The following is a 14,370-nucleotide window of genomic DNA, read 5'->3' on the forward strand; positions in this document are numbered from 1 at the left end:
CACTTACTTATCCACGTTTATAGAGAATTGGTATTACTTGATTAATTAGAGACTAGTTGATGTGGCTAAACGGTTGTTCACCTCGTTCCAGTTAACTGTATTCCACCACTGTTTGAGATACTCTGGACGACGATTTTGATAAGTAAGGTAATAAGCGTGTTCCCAAACATCGTTGCACATAATAGGATAATGACCTTCAGACCAAGGACAATCTTGATTAGGTCTACTCGTCACCTCCAATTTACCCCCAGCAGTCCGAACCAACCAGACAAAACCACTGCCAAATTGCTTGGCACCAGCATCATTAAACTGGGTTTTGAAGTTTTCAAAGTTACCGAAAGTTTCATTGATGGTTTCTGCAATGGCTCCTGTGGGTTCACCTCCGCTATTGGGAGCCATCAGAGTCCAAAATACTGAGTGATTAAAATGACCTCCGCCATTATTGCGAACTGGATTACGAACCGCTTCTGGCAAAGTGTTCAATTCACGAATCAATTCCTCTATGCTTTTATTTTGTAAATCTGGATACGATTCCAGCGCAGCATTCAGGTTCTTAACATAGCCACCATGATGAAAATCATGATGAATCTCCATTGTTCGTGCATCAATGTAGGGTTCTAAGGCATCTGTAGGATATGGCAGAGGTTCCAAATTGTATGGCATAAACTCTTTTTCCTCTCAATGATAGGTTTTGATAAATTATTCTATCAAAATTATTGATAGAATAATCTATCAAAAGTTATAAAGCTTACAAAGTAAGCTTTTGGGCGATTTTATAGATGCGTACTCCTGCAAAGAAGTAAGCTACGCTTTGCGTTGCCGTAGGCTAGTACCGCAAGGCGTAAATAGAACAACTATTTAAAAACCCAAAAAAGCTCATTCCGTAATACTTTTGACTTTTGACTTCCGCCTTGCGGTACTAGTGGGCCTTAAAAAATTGAAGCAGGAGTACTTCAAAAATACACCTGCTAAAATGGACATAATTTTACTGATGATCGACATTTGATTCCCAACAAATGATTAGTTATTGTCCGGGTTTAACACGCTGCCCTGTGAAAGCGATCGTCCCCACTATTGAGGCATCATCATTGAGTGGATCTGCATTGAGAGCAAACTCCTTCAGTGTTGCTGTTGCTTGCACTGTCCCATTTCTTGGATCAAATGTCGCACGAAGATCGCCTCTGGCAATTGCACCTGCTAACGTTGCTGTTGGGTAAATGAAGTTTGGTATCGTAGCAGTAATCTGTGTGGAAGAGGTACACTTCCAACTGCCCTGTGAATTACCATAAGGTTTGACAAAGGAATCACCACTTTGGTTTGAAGCACTAGCAAAAAAGTTACCATCTTGGGTGAACGTTACAAGACTACGATACGAACCGAAGTCACCAGAGGTGGTCGTGAGGTACGTGCCTGTCACAATTGGGCGACAATCCGTTGTGGGGTGAGCTAAGACTCTAGGCAAATTCACGAAAAAAGTAGTTGTGAGTGCTAACAGTACACAAATCGTTAACTGAACAAAAGCATTACGAGTTTTCATTATGCTCTACCTGTTTATCAGTATATAAACTTATTAAACACGACGCAGCACGTCAGCAGAGAACCCGGTGAGTAATTATAAATTTTATTCAATATTGAGGTTGAGCCGAGATAGCTACAAATTTGGAAATAGAAGCTGAAAAAGGTTAACCTACTTGTGTTTGATAAATTGCTACTTTCTTATACGCAATGCTGTTTTAGGTAACGAAAAATCAAGGTTTTTAAGCACATTTTACGAAAAGAAGTAGGGATTTTTATAATAGTGAAATAGGTTCTTGTTGATTACCATCTAGTTTGTAGGGTTTTGGTGGATGTGGACGGTCTTCAATCGCATATTTTAACCCTTAGCTTCCGTATCTTCCTCAACCACCTCAGATTTTTCTGTTAATGGCTTCACTACTCGCGCGATCGCTTCTTGAATAAAAGCTTTAATAAATTCGTCTCGGCGATTAATCTGAAACTGTCGCTGCACAACTTCCGTCATTCCACCATCACCCCAATCTTGGTCATGACGAAAATATTCAATGAAACTTTTACCTGCAATTCGCGTTAAATAAGCTGCTGTCACGCCTTGAATCGCCCTACCAACAATAAAGGTGGCAACATTAAGTTGCAACGCTGTAGATAATAATTGAATTGCTCCCTTGACAATGCCCAAACTGGCAAGCGTTTTCGCCAAAGAAAGGGCTAATTCTCGTCCCCGTTCCATATTCAATTCACAGCCGTAGACTCTGCCAATTTCCACAACCATTTGAGCATTAACAGCAGCTGTCGCCAGCAAATCTACCACTGGTATCGGCGTGACTGATACCACACCAGCACCAATCCATTGAAATCGTTCCACGATTTTGTCAGCTTGACGGCGACGCTGGCTATCGATGAGTTTTCGTGCTTCGTCTCCCAATCGTAGAGATTGCAAAAGAATGTTATCTGCTACCAAATCTTCACCTTCAGCGCGTAAAACAGCAGCCGTGCGCCGCAACAAAGGCACAATATCCGGTTCCGGTTGGAAGATTTCACCAGTTTCGAGTTGTGCAGATTGGGGATTAGCTGCGATCGCTACCACATCATTAGTAGCAATAAATCCTCGTACCCGTTGACGTAATCTCGCGAGGATGGATTCTTTATCTTCATCTGTATATAAATCAGTTTTGTTGAGAACTAGGAGCGATCGCTTGCCAATTTCTGCCAACCCTCGCAGCGGCTCATATTCTGAGCGGCGTAAATCATTATCCACTACAAACAACAGTAAATCTGCTTCTGTTGCCAGTTCTCGCGCCATTTGTTCCCGTTCTGTTCCCGCCACCCCTGCTTCTAAAATTCCTGGCGTATCCGTAATTAAAATCTTGCGTTCTAATCCCTTCAACCGCAAACAATAAGTTTCTCCAACTTGAGTTGTACCCATCGGTGCATCCACTTGACCGACCATGCGTCCCATAATCGCATTTACTAAAGAAGTTTTGCCAGCACTTCCGGTACCAAATACGACTACTTGAATTTCACCGCGTGCTAGGTTGGCTTCAATTTCTCGCGATCGACTTAATAGAGCTTGGCGTGTGACTTCATCTTGAATTTGCGCTACTTGTTGTCGCACAGCCTGGAGAGTTGTAGAAGCAGCGTCAGATTTACCAGCCGGAACTTGCGCCGCAGTTACTCGCTTTGGGTTGCGACGCGATCGCTTTTCCCCTGACTGAATCACCAATACATAATAGACAAAAGCGGCAACCAAACCTCCAATCAGGACAATCAGCAATAACAGCAACAAATTGCCTAGCAACGGCGAATAGGACAATTGCCAATAGAGGCGTGATAGGGAATCAATTAGCCATAGGACTAGCCCTAAAATGACGATTAGACCGACAATCAGCGTTACTATGCGTGACAGAGGCATGGGTGGGAAAGTTTAGTAAGTATTCAGTAGGCAGATGCTTCTAATCTTAATAGTTTCAGCATTTTTTACCAGAGTAGTGAGAAGGAGGCAGGGGGCAGGGGGCAGGGGGCAAGAGGCAGGGGGCAGGAGGAAAACAGGCTTTTTTGATAAATTAACAATGCTCACTCCATTTTTTACATCTTTAAAAAATTGCAACAATGTAAGAATGCAATTGTCTACATTATCAATATTTCCAAAAGTTTTAGTATGCAGACTATTACTAAAAAGTCAATAAATAAATCCTGGGCTGGTGCGATCGCACAACCAGCAAAAGAATTTCCCCTTACTCAACTGTCAATTATTTCTGGCAAAATTCCAGATGGCTTGCGTGGCACACTTTACCGCAATGGCCCCGCACGGCTAGAACGTGGTGGCCAACGCGTGGGACATTGGTTTGATGGAGATGGGGCAATTCTCGGTGTCCATTTTACAGATGCAGGTGCTACCGGAGTCTATCGCTATGTGCAAACAGCAGAATATTTAGCTGAAACTCAAGCGGATAGGTTTCTTTATGGTGTCTATAATATGCATCCACCAGGCCCCATCTGGAAGCGCTGGGGTCAACAAATCAAAAATGCAGCGAACACTTCAGTTTTGGCTTTACCTGATAAACTGTTGGCTTTATGGGAAGCAACCAATCCATATAGTCTTGATTTGCAAACTTTAGAAACGAAGGGATTGGATGATTTAGGTGCTTTAAATAACGGATTACCTTATTCTGCTCATTACAAGCGTGATCCACAAACAGGCGAGATTTTTAACTTTGGAATCAGTATCGGAAGTTCTGTGCAACTGAATCTCTACAAAAGCGATGACACGGGCAAAATTATCCAAAAAACGGCTTTTAAGCTAGATCGCTACTCGATAATGCATGATTTTGTTTTAACTCAAAGGTATCTGGTATTTTTCATGCCACCGATGCGGCTAAAAATGCTGTCACTTTTGCTAGGTTTGACTACTTTTAGTGAATCTCTGTTGTGGGAACCTCAATTAGGAACCCAGGTGTTAATCTTCGACCGGGAAAACTTATCCTTAGTGAGTCGTGGTGAAACCGATCCTTGGTTCAATTGGCATTTTGGCAACGGCTATGAAGATAAAGACGGTTCCGTGATTCTAGACATGGTGCGATATGCAGATTTTCACCAAACTAATGAATATCTTAGAGAATTCGCAACTGGTGAGACGCACACAGTTACTAAAGGAGCATTGTGGCAAGTGCGCCTCAATCCTCAAACTGGTAAAGTGACAGCAATACAGGAAGTTGTCAACCGCAAGTGTGAATTTCCTGTAGTGCAGCGATTGCAAGTTGGGCAACCTTGGCGCTATACTTACATATCATTAATGCCCCAAAGAGGAGATATAGGCAAAGAATGGTTTGGTGCGATCGCCCGCTTCGACTACAAAACTGAAACCCTTACTGAAGCAGACTTAGGAGAAAACCGCTATCCTTCAGAACCCATCTACGCCCAAGATGCCCAAAACCCCAAGCAAGGTTGGGTGCTAACCGTTGTATACGATGGTAATTCTCATAGTAGTGAAGTTTGGGTATTTGATAGCGATCGCCTGAATGCAGAACCAGTTTGCAAACTAGGATTACCTAGCATCATTCCCCACAGCTTCCACGGGACTTGGAACCCAGCATAAAAATTCAAAAATATTGCTAAGTGTAAAAACGTAGTATCCTACATATTGGTATCTGAAAATAAGTCCAAAATCATGAGGAGAAACCCCATAGCATTACTACTTAGCGGGGTAATTGTCAGCTTCGGGTCGTATCAAAATAAACATGAAATAATCCTAGTTATGCAAAGGAGCTTACTAAAGCTAGTGCAGATGCTTGCAATGTCTACTAGCAGTGGGCATGGTATCTACCAGACAAGTAACATTTAAGAACCATTCAAAATTGTGAATGCCTATCGCCGTTGCACTAACAGCCACTACAACCACTATCCACATAGTCCAAGGATTTCTGTCGCGCATAGGTTTACACTAAATACATAGTAACCACAATAATTAAACCAGCTGAAAATATCATTTAAAGTAATTGTTTCATTATTTATTCAAATGTTTTGCCAAAAAGTGGAATCAATAATCGTAGATGTCAATTACACTTTGAAGAAGAATTCAGAAGTCAGAATTCAGGAGTCAGAATCAATCAGTGGGGGATTCAAACCCGCCACTGATTGAAGACCACTTTCAGCAGAGATTTGGTGGGGGAGTTAAACCCAGTTATTCATCCACCAGTCACACAGAATTCAATTTTTAATTCTGGCTCCTGACTCCTGAATTCTTTGTTATTAAAGCTCTTGAACTAAGATAATCATGAAAAAAAACAATAGAAAATAATTATAAATTTTTACCTGAGTTCGGGATAAGCTGAAACCCTCGATTATACGGTTGATTTATTCTGGTATCTGCCAACGTGTTTGTATTGTTTTAGCTAGTAAACGTTAAATTAACCTCATTAACCCGAACTCACGTTGAGTTATATCTAAACAAGGGATTGTTTGAACTTTGCCAATCCTATTAAAATGTCTCAATGTCAAAAAAGCAACATTTCTTAAACAAAAAACCCGGTTGGTCTTTGGATGAGCGAGATCCAAAGTTCATAGAATCTCTAATGCCCCTGTTTGACTTTTTGTATCACTACTATTTTCGAGTTCAAACTAGTGGCTGGGAGAATATTCCACCGCAACAAAAAGTCCTATTTGTTGGTTCACACAATGGTGGACTCGCAGCCCCTGATATGGCAATGATGATGTACGACTGGTTCCGACGATTTGGTGTAGAGAAACCAGTTTATGGTTTGATGCATCCCAAGGCTTGGCAAGTTAGCACGCCACTAGCGCAATTAGTCGCCAAGGCTGGAGCAATCATCGCTCATCCAAAAATGGCTTACACTGCCTTACGCTCTGGAGCGAGTCTGCTAGTTTATCCCGGTGGAGCCGAAGATGTCTTCCGACCAAATTATTTACGTAACAAAATTTACTTAGCAGGGCGACAAGGGTTTATCAAGTTAGCGTTACGGGAAAATGTGCCGATTGTGCCTGTGATTTCCTGGGGCGCTCACGATACACTCATTATAATTGCTGACTGCTACAAAGTTGTGCAGCAACTCCACAAGTGGGGAATGCCTTGGCTATTAGGTATCGATCCAGAAGTTTTCCCAATCTATCTCGGACTGCCTTGGGGATTAGCAATTGGCCCATTGCCGAATATTCCATTGCCAGTGCCCATATATACGCGAGTTTGTCCACCAATTGTATTTGAACGCTACGGTCGCCAAGCAGCTAGCGATCGCTACTATGTCAATGAATGTTATGAATTAGTTGTTAGTCAGATGCAGCAAGAGTTAGATAACTTAATAAAGCTAACTGCTAAGACCAATTCTCTTTGAATAGTTATGAGTTAGAAGTTTTGAATCTTTAATTTATTACTCCTAACTCCTAACTGTTTTCCTAGCCACCGCTAACTGGTGGAATCAATACAACCTCATCCCCATCTTGTAGTAGGGTATCTGGTTCGACAAATATCAAATTAATCCCAAAACGGGTTATATCTTGCCATTGTGAGAGTTCAGGGTGTTCAGCTATAAGGCGATCGCATACTGCTTTGACTGGCATACTATTAGGGAATTCCAGCACGAGTTCCGAAACCCTAAAGGCTTCTTGATAAGCAGCGAACAATTTGACGGTAACGGTGATTAAAGATTTAGACATAGAACATACTTTGGCAGTACGAGCAAGTATTTTAATAGTTGCCAATAATGTATAGGACTTACGCAAAAATTGCTAAAAAGCTTAATTTATCGAACCGCCAAGACGAGACAGCGCCGTGGTGAGGCTGTCGCTCAGAGGGGGTTCCCCCCAGGAGGAACTGCCGAAAGGGTTTCCCGACTTGAGGCGTCAATCTAAAATTGCAAATCACGCCTGATGTGAATTAAAAACGCCTCTTGTACCGTAAGGTTTTGAGATTGTCCAAAATCATAATTTTGGAATTATCAACGCAATTACAAGGGTTTCAACACTTAATTCACATTAAACGTAAATCTAAAATCCCAAATTATTTGACTATTCAGCATTGAGGATTTTTGGTACTTTGAAAAATTCGCCTTCCTGTTCAGGTGCACTGTTGAGAATACTTTCCCGGTCAGGATAGGGTTGCAATTCATCCTCTCGTGTGATATTGCTGACATCAATTGCGCGTGTTGTTGGCAGCACATTACTGACATCAAGTTCATTCAATTGTTCGATATAGTCCAGAATACTTCCCAACTGGGTAGTGAATTGTTTCTCTTCTTGTGAAGTCAATTCTAAACGAGCAAGATTAGCTACTTTGTGAACTTGTTCTTGGTCAATCATCTTTTTTTAGTTAGGAGTTAGAGACGCGATTAATCACGCCTGTACAAATAGAGACGCGATTAATTGCGTCTATACAAAAGTTAGCAGTTAGAGACGCGATAATTATTAATCGCGTCTACATAGGAGTTAGGAGTGATTGATTAATAATTCCTAACTCATCACTTTTAGAAGAATACGTCAATTTGCGATCGCCCGGTGATTTTCAGCCAGTTTTGGGCTTCGACGTAGTTATTGGGGGCCATGCGAATAGCGCGAATCCAATAGTCTGCTGCTTGGTCAAAAAGTGCTTCGCCAGCCTCGCTATCTCCAGCTTCTTTTTCTTTTTCACCTTGGTAGTGATAAATCACAGCAATGTTGTTCAAGGCTTGGGGCATACGTGGGTTTAACTCAATTGCTTTGTGATATAGTTCTAAAGCTTTGTCGTGGTCGCCATTGCTGGCATAAATTAGCCCCATATTGTAGAGAATATAGCCGCGATCGTTGGTATCTTCCTCTAGTGTTAGAGCTTCTTCATAGCATTCCAATGCCTCGGCATATTCCCCTTCCGCTTGGGCCGACATACCATCTCGATAATAAACAAACGCTTCTTTAGCTTTTTTGTTAGTTGGCAGGATCTTCAGAATGATATCCGCCATCACAGTAAAGGATTTGTCAATAAAATTATCGTTTTTTTGTGTTCTTGGCATATTTCTCTCTGGATATTGGGCATGGGGCATTGGGCATGGAGAAGAGACAAGGTAGACAAGGAAGAGGGGGGAGACAAGGAGAGAAGTCTAAGCGCCGGCTTTTGGCGTTGGCGCAGCCCGCCGTAGGCATCAAAACTTCAAAGAGAGACTTGTTCAATAATTATCCCTTGTCTTCTTGTCCCCTTGCTCCCTTGTCCCTCTATTCCCCTGCCCCTCATCTTTCTATCTCCCCAATCCCCTAGTTCACTTAATAGTTAATTTAACTGATTTACGGGGGCATTCTTCTCACTCAGAGGTACGATACATTCTGAACTATTATGTCGAGAGTTATTTACCAAGGTGCTAACTGGATATGCAATCATTGCTGACACTGGATATGGACGCAATACCTGCTGTAAGGTTTGGGTCGTTTGCACTTGGGAATCTAGCCATAAATCGTAATCTTGTGGCTCCAGAATCACTGGCATCCGCTCGTGGATGGGTTGGAGTAATTCGTTAGCTGCCGTTGTCAAAATTGTACAAGAAATTATTTCTTCGTTAGCAGGCGATTGCCATCTCTCCCACAAACCTGCAAAACCGAAGGGTTGTTCATCTCGAAGACGAAAATAAAATGGCTGCTTCTTACCTTGTTGGCGTTGCCACTCATAAAAGCCATCAGCTAGCACTAAACAGCGTCTGTGCTTAAAAGCCGAACGAAAAGCAGGTTTTTCAGCAACAGTTTCTGCCCTAGCATTAATCAGCTTTGCCCCTATTCCTGCATCTTTCGCCCATGATGGAATTAATCCCCAATACAACTGCTTAAATTCCCGCTTTTCGCTTTCGGGATTTTGTAACACTGTCGCCACCATTTGCGTAGGCGCAATGTTATATTCGGCTGCCAAATCGGGAACTGACTCGACATGGAAAACTTTAGATAATCCTGCTGCTGACTGGTTTAAAGTAAATCTTCCACACATAGTTTTCTTTCCGACCATTAACTAAATTAAACATCTCAATCTAGAAATAAATAATATTTTTTTATTTTCTCAAATAATTTTATGTAGCACGTTCAGATACCAAATACAAAAAAAATATCCGGTTTTGGGAAAATCTTTTGGTAAAATATTGTATTTTGAACATTCACTTATCAACATATTCCTAACTGTATTTTAACATGGAACTACTGCATTTGTACGATTTTTTACCTTCTGGTAATGGTTATAAGATACGTCTTTTATTGACACAACTAGGTATGCCTTTTGAGAGGATAGAGATTAACCTCTTAAAAGGCGAGAGTCGAACACCAGAATTTTTAAGTAAAAATCCCAACGGTAAGATACCTGTTCTGGAAATCGAGCCAAAGAAATATTTGGCAGAATCAAATGCCATATTGGTTTATCTCAGTGAAGGTACAGAGTTTTTACCTTATGACCGCTTTTTACGAGCGCAGGTGCTGCAATGGTTATTTTTTGAACAATATAGCCATGAGCCTTTTATTGCTACATCAAGATTTTTGATTTCTATTCTAGGTAAAGCTGAAGAATATAGTGAAGCTATTAAACAAAAACGCGAACCAGGCTATGCAGCACTTAACTTGATGGACAAACACTTAACTTCTCAAGATTTTTTTGTGGGAGAACGTTATACGATTGCTGATATTGCCTTGTTCGCTTATACTCATGTAGCCAATGAAGGTGGGTTTGATTTAACACAATATCCTGCTATCCAAGCTTGGATAGAAAGAGTCAAAACTCAACCAAGGTATATCAGTATTACCCAGGCATAAAAATTAGATTTTGCAAGTTTCTATCTCTCGTTTATTATCTATAGTAGAAAATGTACTGGGTGGAATGTAGCTCACATTTAGAAGGCAGCATAGTCTTCAAAAAAGGTATTATTAAGCAGCAGTTAGATGTTTGTATCAATTTCCATCAGCTTTTGCCGAGAGGAGAAACCTGACTTAATTCTGATATGAGACTTGGGTACATCAAATTTATTTGCTAGTAGTTTAATTAACTCTTCATTAGCTTTACCATCAACTGGGAGCGATTTTAAATAAACAATCAAACTGCCATCAAGTTGTTCTTCAATTTTTTGCTGTTTTGAATTAGGTTTAACCTTAACTTTTTTTTGCATAACCTGTTCCGTGTAATTGTCGCAGCCACAACCAACCTAAAACAGAACCTAATACATAATGAGGAAAATCCCACCAAACAAAGGTCGTACCAAGTAACAATTTACCTATCAAGGTGGCGCGAATTTGCTCTAATAGTGGCGGATGCCAAAGTTGCAAGAATTCTAGTATACAGGTGATGATAAAAACCCATATAGGAATTTGGATTACCGCTGCACGACTTCTGAAAAACCAAAACGCAAACAAACACCAAAATATTTCGTAAAATACAGCTGCTCCGTAGTCATTAAACCAATGATGGGCAGGCCCATTATAATACTTAAACAAAAATCCTATCGGTACAACGATGAGCACAGAAATAATAATAAATATTGTTTGGTTACGGTATCGAAGCATTTTCTATAAACTAAAGACTATGCAAGATTTTAGCAGCGGAATGACTATAAGTCTCTTCTGGATACTAGGGAAAAAATATAAGTAAGATTTGGTTAGGGTTTGAATCCTCATTCAACTTTTCAAGAATCCCCAATTTAGGCGCTCTGATTTGGCTTCAGTCCCCTTTCAATCCTACATCAGTAAACCAAAAAGTTTTCTTAAAAGGACGATCGCTTCGCACGCCGCAGGTATCAGTCACAAATGACTACAGAGAAGTAAGTATTATAAAGAAGTAAGTATTATAAAAAGGAGAAATCATGCCACAAAGAACTATTCAAACAAGCGGCGCAACTTTAAATGTGATGGACACTGGTTCAGGCGAACCTTCTCTCCTATTCCTGCACTACTGGGGCGGCTCGTCCCGTTCGTGGCAGCAGGTGATCGATCAATTAGACAGCCAATCACGCTGCATCGCGATCGATCAGCGTGGATGGGGAGCCTCTGTTGCCACCAACGGACGCTACGATCTCGATTCGATGGCGGATGACGTGCAGGTCGTCATCAATACCCTCAAGCTTGATCGCTATGTGCTGGTTGGTCATTCAATGGGGGGTAAGGTATCACAAATTGTCGCGAAACGACATCCGCCTGGGCTTGCTGGTCTCCTGTTAGTAGCACCCGCCCCGCCTACGCCGATGCCAGTCCCAGCAGAGCAGAGATCGGCGATGCTAGCATCCTATGAAACCCACGAGGGTGTGCTACAGGCGCTACCCATCCTATCTGGTACGCCGCTTTCCAATTCGCTGTGTCAGCAGGTGATCACGGACACGCTTGGCGGTACATCAGGCGCGAAGCAAGCCTGGACAAACCGCGGCATGATCGAGGATATCAGTGATGGTCTGACCTCAGTAACAGTGCCGATCAGTGTGGTGATCGGCGATCGTGACCAAGTGGAACATGAATCTGCTCTTCGGGTTGCGTTCTCGTCCTTGCTGCCGCAGACCACCTTTACGGTGTTGCCAGGTGTCGGACACCTTTCACCGATCGAGTCCCCTGATGCAGTGGCGAGTGCCGCAAGAGAGCTGCTCAGTCGTATCTGACGCATGAGAACTAACTCAGTTTTTTGGTGGCACTACATTTGGTTGTGTCGCAAATACTTCTTAGTGACAAGCGAACCGTGTTGTTCGCATTGTCTTAAGCAACAACTCCAAATATTTTGTAGCTTATAGTACTTTTTCATCTCCAATCCTTTAACCCGCAGACGTAAGATAGATAATGATTACTTAATAACTTGCTGATTAATAATTTCTTGTCGCTAACCTGATGGAATATAAATGCCTTTGACTACTTGATATTTACGCTGAATAGCTTGAGATAAAAAGGCTAGCATCTGTTTAAGTGTAAAAGAGTACGATAAATTAATCGACTCCCTTTCCTCTTATGACTGATTTTAAGCCAAAGAAGATTAATCCAAATATTAACTAGAAGAAAGGATATACCAACAAAGAGTAATCTCAGTGCCGGATTTTTATTATTCGTTTTAATCCGACAAACATTTTTGAGTCTATAACTAGTTTCAATACCAAATCTTTTTCTGTAATCTTGATAGATATAATCTAAATTTGTTTTGACCTTGTGAGCAACATAAGCAAAGTATTGTATTCCATGTTTCTTACGTTTACCCTTTCCATATTTGCAGATAATCCATAAATCAAATGTAACCGTATCATCTTTATCTCTGGTAATTGTATAAGTAGTTTTATAACTTTTTTCCCCTTTTAGTAATTGTTTTATTCCTCCTTGTTTCCCCGTCTTGATAGCAGGCATGAGAAATGAAATATCTAATGCCTGCAACCAACGAATCACAGGAGTATAAAAAAAACCTCTATCTAGGTAAAGCTTTTTTACATTTATTTTAAGAGAGTCAAGTTCTGCCAATAAATAAGTAATAATTGCGACACTGGTATCAAATCGTCGAACACCTTTTATTGCAAGAGTTACACGCTTGTTATTAGTAATAACATATAAAGTTGCATAGGCATAAAATAAATTAGTACCAGATTTGGCTTCGTTGCGATATATGTATGGTAATTCCTCTAGTTTTGGCTTACCATAGTAGCAAATTAAGTTTAAATCAATCGCTATTTTTAACCATCCTTTTTTTAATCCCAGAGGAATTCGGCTTTTCAATATTTGATTTATTTGTGTCTCTAATTTCTCAAAATTGTTAATTTTATTGAGATGATATCTAATATCATTTGCTGTGGGAACATTCTTTAATAGTTTGGCTGTATTCTCAATACTGTCTCCACTGCTGGCTGCCTTTATGAGAATCTCGAATAAAGTTTGTTGGTCACATACCCCTTGAGTTTCAATTGAAAAATTTTCTACTAAACATTTAATAACTTCATCAAGAGTTTCTGAATCGGTTAAAGCGAGTTCTTTTGTAGACTCACTTTCTGTGGTAATTTGATGAGATGAAAGAGTCAATTTTAGAGAGCCAATATTACAACATACCATTTTCATCATTTCATATTTTACACTGGTTCAAAATATTATAATTATTTCTTATGTAATGAGTATTTTATAATACTTACTTTTCTGTAGTCATTTGTGACTGATACCTGCGGCGTGCGTAGTGATCGCCCTTTTAAGAAAACTTTTTGGTTTACTGTACATGGGCTATTGCTCCAAATACAGATTTAGGATGTATTGATCTACAGGGAAGCAATATATGACTAAATATTCATATTTATCACCCCACAGCTTGGTGCATGAGTTTTTATCCGAAATTACTACTTTTCTTTTACTTTCATTAGTACACAATCTGAAACATGTCTTTGAGATCGGCTTTTCTTCATTGACATTTGTTTAGATGGTTTTTGTGGGTATGCGTAGACTAGCAAAAACCGCAGAGATCGCTAATTTCCAAAAAAGTATATAAAATTTATGTAAAGCTCAAGTGTTATTAAACATAAAAATATTCTGGATATATATAAATTTAACTTATCTATTTAAAAAATATTTCTTTAATACATACAGCAGTTTGCAAGTAAATAAGGTACAAAATGCAAGACTTAACATCAGGTAAAAATAGTTTTTACCTCCTGCCCTTCGGGTTCGGCAGTCCCCCATCGACGGGAACCGCCAAGACGGGGGCTGCCTCACCTCCTGCCTCAAAACCCGTAACTTTGTACTTCATGTAAAAGAAAACTGCTGTAAATAGTTTTTTAACAAAAAGAAATGAGCTCGAAACCTCACTTAATCACAAACCTCATCAGCTAAAAAAACTGCCAACATTAACCAAATAAATCAGTAGATTTTAAAAAATATTTAATTTGAAGTTGACAAACATATATAGGACTCATA

At 40.3% G+C, this 14,370-nt stretch carries 13 protein-coding genes and 1 pseudogene; 4 read left to right on the top strand and 10 right to left on the bottom strand.

The genetic code is table 11. The features are described 5' to 3' along the window. Positions 1-45 precede the first annotated feature (45 nt). From V7K56_RS33195 to V7K56_RS33205, 3 genes are all read right to left on the bottom strand, one after another. Positions 46-663, bottom strand: coding sequence for a superoxide dismutase (locus V7K56_RS33195; RefSeq protein ID WP_334917790.1), 618 nt, complete (start codon positions 661-663; stop codon positions 46-48). Between the two features lie 361 nt (positions 664-1,024). Beyond that, the gene (locus V7K56_RS33200; RefSeq protein WP_334917792.1) at positions 1,025-1,537 is read right to left on the bottom strand and encodes a hypothetical protein; all 513 of its coding nucleotides are present in this window, start codon (positions 1,535-1,537) and stop codon (positions 1,025-1,027) included. Positions 1,538-1,873: 336 nt separating this feature from the next. Beyond that, a complete protein-coding gene (locus V7K56_RS33205) occupies positions 1,874-3,427 on the bottom strand; it encodes a YcjF family protein (protein ID WP_334917794.1) in 1,554 nt (517 codons plus the stop codon). 246 nt (positions 3,428-3,673) lie between these two features. Here V7K56_RS33205 and V7K56_RS33210 point away from each other — a divergent pair, with 246 nt between their 5' ends. After that, positions 3,674-5,110, top strand: coding sequence for a carotenoid oxygenase family protein (locus V7K56_RS33210; protein ID WP_334917796.1), 1,437 nt, complete (start codon positions 3,674-3,676; stop codon positions 5,108-5,110). Positions 5,111-6,005: 895 nt separating this feature from the next. Next, positions 6,006-6,863: a lysophospholipid acyltransferase family protein gene (locus V7K56_RS33215; protein WP_334917798.1), complete on the top strand. Its 858-nt coding sequence runs from the start codon at positions 6,006-6,008 to the stop codon at positions 6,861-6,863. Positions 6,864-6,924: 61 nt separating this feature from the next. On the opposite strand, the gene V7K56_RS33220 is transcribed toward V7K56_RS33215, so the two are convergent. The 4 genes from V7K56_RS33220 to V7K56_RS33235 form a co-directional block, all read right to left on the bottom strand. After that, positions 6,925-7,185 (bottom strand): MoaD/ThiS family protein, encoded by a 261-nt coding sequence (locus V7K56_RS33220; RefSeq protein WP_334917800.1) that lies wholly within the window; start codon positions 7,183-7,185, stop codon positions 6,925-6,927. Positions 7,186-7,536: 351 nt separating this feature from the next. After that, positions 7,537-7,827 (bottom strand): Asp-tRNA(Asn)/Glu-tRNA(Gln) amidotransferase subunit GatC, encoded by a 291-nt coding sequence (gene gatC / locus V7K56_RS33225; RefSeq protein ID WP_334917802.1) that lies wholly within the window; start codon positions 7,825-7,827, stop codon positions 7,537-7,539. Between the two features lie 164 nt (positions 7,828-7,991). After that, complete coding sequence (locus tag V7K56_RS33230) at positions 7,992-8,513, bottom strand: photosystem I assembly protein Ycf3 (protein ID WP_334917803.1); 522 nt, start codon at positions 8,511-8,513, stop codon at positions 7,992-7,994. Between the two features lie 254 nt (positions 8,514-8,767). Continuing rightward, entirely contained in the window at positions 8,768-9,469 is a 702-nt protein-coding gene (locus V7K56_RS33235; protein ID WP_334917805.1) for an SOS response-associated peptidase, read from the bottom strand. A gap of 197 nt (positions 9,470-9,666) precedes the next feature. Between V7K56_RS33235 and V7K56_RS33240 the strand changes: the two genes are divergently transcribed. Next, positions 9,667-10,278, top strand: a complete 612-nt coding sequence (locus tag V7K56_RS33240; protein WP_334917807.1) for a glutathione S-transferase family protein — start codon at positions 9,667-9,669, stop codon at positions 10,276-10,278. A gap of 122 nt (positions 10,279-10,400) precedes the next feature. Here the strand turns inward: V7K56_RS33240 and V7K56_RS33245 are convergent, their stop codons facing one another. Both V7K56_RS33245 and V7K56_RS33250 read right to left on the bottom strand, forming a co-directional pair. Continuing rightward, the gene (locus V7K56_RS33245) at positions 10,401-10,628 is read right to left on the bottom strand and encodes a DUF167 domain-containing protein (protein WP_334917809.1); all 228 of its coding nucleotides are present in this window, start codon (positions 10,626-10,628) and stop codon (positions 10,401-10,403) included. Continuing rightward, positions 10,612-11,022 carry a ribosomal maturation YjgA family protein gene (locus V7K56_RS33250; RefSeq protein WP_334917811.1) on the bottom strand — a complete coding sequence of 137 codons (411 nt, stop codon included), beginning with the start codon at positions 11,020-11,022 and terminating at the stop codon, positions 10,612-10,614. The genes V7K56_RS33245 and V7K56_RS33250 overlap by 17 nt, the downstream gene beginning before the upstream one ends. 296 nt (positions 11,023-11,318) lie before the next feature. On the opposite strand from V7K56_RS33250, the gene V7K56_RS33255 reads away from it, so the two are divergent. Then, positions 11,319-12,101 carry an alpha/beta fold hydrolase gene (locus V7K56_RS33255; protein WP_334917813.1) on the top strand — a complete coding sequence of 261 codons (783 nt, stop codon included), beginning with the start codon at positions 11,319-11,321 and terminating at the stop codon, positions 12,099-12,101. 215 nt (positions 12,102-12,316) lie between these two features. Here V7K56_RS33255 and V7K56_RS33260 read toward each other — a convergent pair. Next, positions 12,317-13,491: pseudogene (locus V7K56_RS33260) on the bottom strand (ISH3 family transposase). Positions 13,492-14,370 lie beyond the last annotated feature (879 nt).

It is taken from the genome of Nostoc sp. (genome assembly GCF_036917535.1).
In the GTDB taxonomy this organism is placed as follows: Bacteria; Cyanobacteriota; Cyanobacteriia; order Cyanobacteriales; family Nostocaceae; genus Nostoc.

What these genes read in the sequence shown, in the direction of transcription:
- V7K56_RS33195 (WP_334917790.1), bottom strand. Translation starts at nt 663, where the DNA reads ATGCCATACAATTTGGAACCTCTGCCATATCCTACAGATGCCTTAGAA.
- V7K56_RS33200 (WP_334917792.1), bottom strand. Translation starts at nt 1,537, where the DNA reads ATGAAAACTCGTAATGCTTTTGTTCAGTTAACGATTTGTGTACTGTTA.
- V7K56_RS33205 (WP_334917794.1), bottom strand. Translation starts at nt 3,427, where the DNA reads ATGCCTCTGTCACGCATAGTAACGCTGATTGTCGGTCTAATCGTCATT.
- V7K56_RS33210 (WP_334917796.1), top strand. Translation starts at nt 3,674, where the DNA reads ATGCAGACTATTACTAAAAAGTCAATAAATAAATCCTGGGCTGGTGCG.
- V7K56_RS33215 (WP_334917798.1), top strand. Translation starts at nt 6,006, where the DNA reads ATGTCAAAAAAGCAACATTTCTTAAACAAAAAACCCGGTTGGTCTTTG.
- V7K56_RS33220 (WP_334917800.1), bottom strand. Translation starts at nt 7,185, where the DNA reads ATGTCTAAATCTTTAATCACCGTTACCGTCAAATTGTTCGCTGCTTAT.
- gatC (WP_334917802.1), bottom strand. Translation starts at nt 7,827, where the DNA reads ATGATTGACCAAGAACAAGTTCACAAAGTAGCTAATCTTGCTCGTTTA.
- V7K56_RS33230 (WP_334917803.1), bottom strand. Translation starts at nt 8,513, where the DNA reads ATGCCAAGAACACAAAAAAACGATAATTTTATTGACAAATCCTTTACT.
- V7K56_RS33235 (WP_334917805.1), bottom strand. Translation starts at nt 9,469, where the DNA reads ATGTGTGGAAGATTTACTTTAAACCAGTCAGCAGCAGGATTATCTAAA.
- V7K56_RS33240 (WP_334917807.1), top strand. Translation starts at nt 9,667, where the DNA reads ATGGAACTACTGCATTTGTACGATTTTTTACCTTCTGGTAATGGTTAT.
- V7K56_RS33245 (WP_334917809.1), bottom strand. Translation starts at nt 10,628, where the DNA reads ATGCAAAAAAAAGTTAAGGTTAAACCTAATTCAAAACAGCAAAAAATT.
- V7K56_RS33250 (WP_334917811.1), bottom strand. Translation starts at nt 11,022, where the DNA reads ATGCTTCGATACCGTAACCAAACAATATTTATTATTATTTCTGTGCTC.
- V7K56_RS33255 (WP_334917813.1), top strand. Translation starts at nt 11,319, where the DNA reads ATGCCACAAAGAACTATTCAAACAAGCGGCGCAACTTTAAATGTGATG.